Origin of the sequence: Paracoccus alkanivorans, from assembly GCF_003697785.1 — a bacterium.
Taxonomy (GTDB): domain Bacteria; phylum Pseudomonadota; class Alphaproteobacteria; order Rhodobacterales; family Rhodobacteraceae; genus Paracoccus; species Paracoccus alkanivorans.
Genome location: NZ_QOKZ01000028.1, coordinates 1 through 6,465 on the forward strand (window position 1 = coordinate 1; position 6,465 = coordinate 6,465).

The 6,465-nt window shown below is 65.6% G+C and carries 1 protein-coding gene; it reads right to left on the reverse strand.

Annotated features, from left to right (window positions below):
• The coding region (locus C9E81_RS22495; protein ID WP_122114590.1) for a non-ribosomal peptide synthetase at positions 1 to 6,465 on the reverse strand (6,465 nt) is incomplete at both ends.

Genomic DNA, 6,465 nt, shown 5'->3' on the forward strand with positions numbered 1-6,465 from the left:
GATTGGCGAGGAAGCGCTCGGCGGTGAGATCGGGCCGGTTCAGGTAACCCTGCGCCAGCCCCGCACCGGCAATGTACAACTCGCCAACAACACCGACAGGAACAGGATGGAGAGATGCGTCGAGGATCGCGATCTGGCCGTTCCGCAACGGGCGGCCGATCACCACTTCCTCACCCGTCACCTCGGCGAAGGTCGAGTCGATGGTGCCTTCGGTGGGACCGTAGGCGTTGAAAGCTGTGACGCCGGGCACCTGCACGGCCTGCCATTGCGCCGGGCTGACGGCCTCGCCGCCGAAGGCCACGATGCTGGGGTATTTCTGATCTCCATCGAGCAGGCCGATTTCGCGAAGCTGCTCGAAATGGGTCGGACCGACATCGATTGCGTCTATTCGGCGGTCACGGCAGTAGGCCACCATGCGGAAGCCGTCGCGGCGATCGTCGTCGGACAACACGTGCAGCTCGTGCCCCGATACCATCCACAGGAGCCCCGCCAGCGCGGTGTCAAAGCTGAAAGGCGCACTGACGGCCATCCGCAACCGGCGGCCTTTGGCCACGCGCATCGGATCATAAAACGCGCCGCGGTGCTGGGCCAGAAGATTGGCGATATTGCCATTGGTGATGCGGACGCCCTTTGGCTGACCGGTCGAGCCCGAGGTGAAGATGATATAGGCCAGATCGTCTTCCGCCGCGACCGGCAGCCCGGTTGGATCCTCCGGCAATGTTGCGATCCGCGATGCCGTGTCCCTGTCGTCCAGTAGGATCGCGGTCATGCCCGGTTGATCCAGCCGCGCGGCAGTTGCCGCCGTGGCGAGGACCAGCGCGCAACCGGCCCGGCTGGACATGTCGCGAAGGCGCTCGTCCGGCTGGTCCATATCCAGTGTCACCCATGCCGCGCCGCTGCGGGCAACGGCGAGCATCGCGATCACGCTTTCCGCGCTGCGGGGCAGAGCGATGGCGACTGTCCGTCCCGGCGCGGCGCCCTGCATCACCAAGTGGCGGGCCAGGCGGTTCACGCGGACCGACAGCACGGTCCAGTCGAGGCGCTCGTCACCGCAGACCAGTGCGATCTGGTCGGGCGTGGCGGTGGCCTGGCTGCGAAACGCCTCGGTCAGCGAGATTGCGGGACGGTCGTCGCACGGACCGGTCAACAGCGAGGCTTCGCCTTTCTCGAGCAGGCTCAGCCGGGCCAGCCGCTGGTCACTGTGATGGGCCAGCAGTTCCAGCGCGGCGATCAGGCGGCGGCGCAGCCGGTCGGCGCGATCGGCGCCGATCACATCGGGGCGGGTGCTGAATTTTACTTCGAACCGCTCGCCCGGGGTGATGCCGATACTGACCGGATAATGCGAGGTATCACCGCCGCGATTGTCGCGGAACCGTGCCTCCAGCCCGCTTTCGGGCTTTTCGCCCATGGGGTAGTTCTCGAATACCACCAGCGTATCGAACAGGTTGCCCTGACCAACTGCCTTCTGAATCCGGGCCAGACCGAGATGGTCGTGATCCAGCAGCAGCGCATGTTCACGCTGGATGCGGAGCAGGATGTCGGCCAGTGTCTCGGCCGGGTGCAGGGTAAAACGCAGCGGAATGGTGTTGATGAACAGACCCGCCATGTGCTCGATCCCCGGCAGATCGGCGGAACGCCCCGAAGTGGTCGAACCCAGCACCAGATCGTCCTGGCCCAACTCGGTCCGCAAGACCAGCGCCCATGCGGTCTGGATCAGCGTGTTCAGGGTCACACCCAGCCGGCGCGACAGTGCCTGAAGCGCGTGGCCGAGCTCCTCGGGCAGGTGATCCACATGCAGCCGCGCCGGAGCCCTTGGCACAACGCCCCCGGCGAGCAAGGCGGGTTGCTCCAATCCCTCGAAGGCATCATGCCATGCTCGCATTGCGGCCTGTTCGTCACGTGTGGCCAGCCAGGCGAGATAGTCGCGCCATGCCGGGAGCGTGGGCAAGGCGGGGTCATCACCATCGGCGCGATACAACGCCAGAAGATCGCGCAGGAACAACGGCGTGGACCAGCCGTCCATGATGATGTGATGATTGGTCAGCACCAGGTGATGCCGCTGCGCTGTCTCGCGCGCCAATGTAAAGCGCAGCAGCGGGCCCTCATGCAACGGCATAGGCAGTGCCATGTCCTCGTCCTGCAAGGCAGACAGTGCGATGTCGGCGGGACCGTCCAGATCAACCAGCCTCCAGGGCACATCCGGCGATGCCGGGATCACCTGTATCGGGTGATCCAGATCCTCATGCAGGAAGCTGGCCGTTTGGGCGGGATGGCGGGCCAGCAGGGCCGTTACCGCACGGTGCAGGCGGTCCGGATCCAGCGCTCCTTCCAGCGTGAAGGTGATCTGGGACAGGTAGATATCCTCGGCATCGCGGTCGTATAGCGAATGGAACAGAAAACCCTGCTGCAGTGGCGACAGCGGCAGGATCTCGGCCACGGGCGCATGGCTGGCCTCGATGGCGTCGATCCGGGTTTGATCCAGGGCGCAACCCGGCAGGTCCGATGGTGTCAGTAGCCGGCCATCGGATGCGACACAGACTTCGGCGATGCGGCGCAGGGCGGCCAGCCACAATTCCGCCAGTTCGGCGATATCGTGCGAGTCGAACAGATCACCCGCCCATGTCCAGTCAGCCAGCAGTCGGGGCGTGTCGCCAGTGACCAGCGCGTTCAGTTCCAGCGCATGGGCCAACGGCTGCTCTGCCGCGCCGCCCGAGAGGGCCAGTCCCTCCGGGGCAATTCGCCAGCCTGCCAGATCGCCGCCGGTGTCGAAGCGGCCAAGGAAATTGAAGCCGATCTCGGGTGCCGAATGACCGGCCAGCACCGCGCCTTCGGACGTCAGGTGCCGCAGCAGACCATAGCCAATGCCGTTTTCGGGGATAGCGGCCAAGGATTCCTTGACCGATTTCAGCGCGACCTCGATTGCGGGTGCGGGCAGCCGCGCCGGATCGCCAGGTTGGCCGACATCCAGGTGCAGCGGGAACAGGCTGGTAAACCAACCGAGGCTGCGCGACAGATCAGTGTCGGGCAGAATGTCCTCGCGCCCATGCCCCTCGATATCCAGCGTCAGCCCGGCATGCCCGTGCCAACGGGCCACGGCCAGGGCCAGGGCGGTCAAAAGCACTTCGTTCATGCCGCCGCCGATGCGGCGCGTGGCATGGGTCATCAACGCCTCGGTGGTAGTGGCATCCAGCGCGACATGCAGCAGGGACTGATTGCCGAAACGGTCTCTGGCCGGATCAAGCGGGCGTGTTGTCAGCGGTGATCGTGGGTGGGAGAGGATGGATTGCCAGAGTGGCAGCTGATCCAGCCGACACTGCGCGGCCCCGGGCATCGCCAATGCCCATGCGCGGAACGGGGTCGCCACGGTCGGCAGAACGGGAGTCCTGCCGGCTCCGCGCGCGGCAAGGGCTTCGGCCAGGTCGGGCAGCAGGATACGCCACGAGACGCCATCGACTGCGAGATGATGGATGGTCAGTAGCAGCCTGGCCGCATCCGCAGACCGGAACAGCACCGCTTGCATCAACCGGCCCTGTTTCGGATCCAGCCGGTCTGCCGCCTCCGAAGCGGCGGCTCGCAGCCCGATTTCCCACTCGCTGCCGGTCAGCAGGTCTGTCTCGATCACTGTCAGGATATCGGCCTGACGCGGTTCCGAAGGGACATGCAGCCGATTTTCGTCGATCAGACGGGCACCCAGAATCGGATGATGCGCCAGTAGGTCATTCAGCGCAGCGGCCAGTGCATCGGGATCGGGGGATGGGATATCCAGCAGCGCGGATTGCTGAAACCGCGACCAGTCACCACCCTGCGCCACCATGTCCAGCATGATCGGCGTCATGGGCAGATCGCCGCTTGCCGGAATGGTGGGGGTAGTATGGGTGTCCGTAACCGATCGGGCCAGCGGCGCGAGTCTGGCCACAGTCTGATTTTGTACCACATCGCGGGCTGTCAGGGTGATGCCGGCCTTTCTGGCGCGGGCGACGAGCTGGATGGAGGAGATGGAATCCCCGCCGAGCGCGAAGAAGCTGTCATCGATTCCGGGGGTGTCGCAGCCGAGGATTTCGGCGAAGAGCGCGGCGAGGCGTTCCTCGGTCTCGTTGCGGGGGGTGCGGCGTGGGCCCGGGGCGGTTCCGGGGGCGGGCAATGCCCGGCGGTCGAGCTTGCCGTTGGGGGTCAGCGGCAGCTCGTCCAGGCGCAGGATGGCGGCGGGGACCATGTAATCGGGCAGGCTTGCGGCCAGTGCCCGGCGCAGGGCATCGGCGTCCAGGGCGGGGGCGACGACATAGGCGGCGAGCTGTTTCTGTCCCGGCCTGTCCTCGCGGGCGATGACGGCGGCCTGGGGATATCCCTCGCGGGCGATGGCGGCCTCGATCTCGCCGGGCTCGATGCGGAAGCCGCGGATCTTGATCTGCTGGTCGGCGCGGCCGATGAACTCGACCTGTCCGTCCTCGCGCCACCGGGCCAGGTCGCCGGAGCGGTACATGCGCTGCCCGGGGCTGAAGGGATTGGCGAGGAAGCGCTCGGCGGTGAGATCGGGCCGGTTCAGATAGCCCTGCGCCAGCCCCGCACCGGCAATGTACAGCTCGCCAACAACACCGACAGGAACAGGATGGAGCGAAGCGTCGAGGATCAGGAATTGCGCGCCCTTCACCGGCCGCCCCAATGTTACCTCGGTGCTGTCGGCCAGATGCGCCAGGCTCGCATCGACGGTGAATTCGGTCGGACCGTAGACATTGCAGGCGGCGATGCCTGGCGTTTCGCGCAGGCGTTGCCAAAGGGCCGGCGACATTCCCTCGCCGCCCAGAAAGACGATGCGGGGGGCGGCGTCTCCTTCCAGCAGGCCGCAATTGCACAGGGCTTCAAAGAATGTCGGCGTGCTGTCGATGAACTGGATCTTGCGGTGGTGCAGATGCGCTACCAGCGCCGTGCCGTCCTGTCGGGTCCGGTCATCGATCAGGTCGACTTCATGCCCCGCGACGAGAACCAGCAATTCCTCGAACGCGGCATCGAATTGCAGAGGCGCGGTCAGCGCGGCGCGCATCGGGCCGTCGATTTCCGCGTTACGGGCCAGCATATGATATAGCGGCTCTTGCTGATGCGCCAACGTGGCGATCGAGGATTGCGGGACCACGACACCCTTGGGCCGCCCGGTCGAGCCCGAGGTGAATATAACATAGGCCGCATCCCCGGGACGGATCCGGCGGGGCAGTTCCGCCTGCGTCAGCGGGGTGTCACTCGTATCCGGCTCGTCCTCCAGAGAGATGACCGGGCAAGCGAAATCCAGCCCCCGGGATGCCGGACCATGTATCAGCGCCAGGTCGGGGGCGAATTCCCGGATCATTTCGGCGGCCCGGTCCACGGATTGTTCCGCATCGATGGTGACGAATGCCGTGCCGGTGCGGAAGGCCGCGAGAATTGCGACGATTGCGCGGTCCGAGCGGGTGACCGCCAGCGCCACCTTTCGGCCCGGTCCGGCGCCATGTGCCAGCATCGCCCGGGACAACCGGTTCACCCGGGCGTCAAGCTGCGCCCTGCTCCATGCCTGATCGCGGAACCGCAATGCCGGGGCGTCGGGATCGGCGGCGGCCCGGTCGGCAAAACGCTGTCCCAGCAGGCGACCGTCAAAACCCGTCTTTCCACCCTGCCCAAGCGTCAGCAGGCGATCCCGCTGAGGCTGTGGCATCAGCGGTGCACGCGCGATGGGCTGGGTCGGATCCTCCAGCATAGCAGTGATTATCGTCGTGAAACCGTCGCGGATGCGGATCGCCGTGGCTTCGTCGAAAATGTCGCTGGCATATTCCAGAACCGCTTCGAGCCCGGCAGGGGTGCCGTCTGTGGCTGCGACATCGAACAGATCGAGGCTCAGGTCGAACTTTGCGACCTCGGGCAAGAGAAACAGGTTTTCGCTGCGCGCGGTGCCCAGATCGGGCGCGATCCGGTTCAGGGGCGTAAGCGACAACATCACCTGGAACAGGGGATGCAGATCGGGGCGTCGGGGCAGATCAAGCCCCTCGACCAACAGGTCGAACGGGAGGTCGGCATGATCGAAGGCGGCCAGATCGGCATCGCGCAGCCGGGTCAGCAGCTCGGCAAAGCCGGGTTGACCGGAGCAGTCAGTCGGCAGCGCCAGCGAATTGACGAACATCCCGATCATGCCCGCCATGGCTGGATCGTCCCGTCCCGAAACGGGGGTGCCGATGGCAAAACGGGTCGATCCGCCCAAGCGATGGAGGGTTGCCGCAAGGGCTGTATGCAACACCATGAACAGCGATGCGTCATGAGCACGTGCCAGCCGGTCCAGCGCCGCATGGGTGTTTTCATCCAGCCGGAATGACAGGCTGGCCCCGTTGTAGCTTGGTGTTGCGGGTCTTGTCCGATCTGTCGGGAGCTGTATCTGCTCGGGGATATCTTTGAGGGCCTGTTTCCAGAAGTTGAGCTGCCTTGCGTGTGGGGAGTCTGGATCGTCGC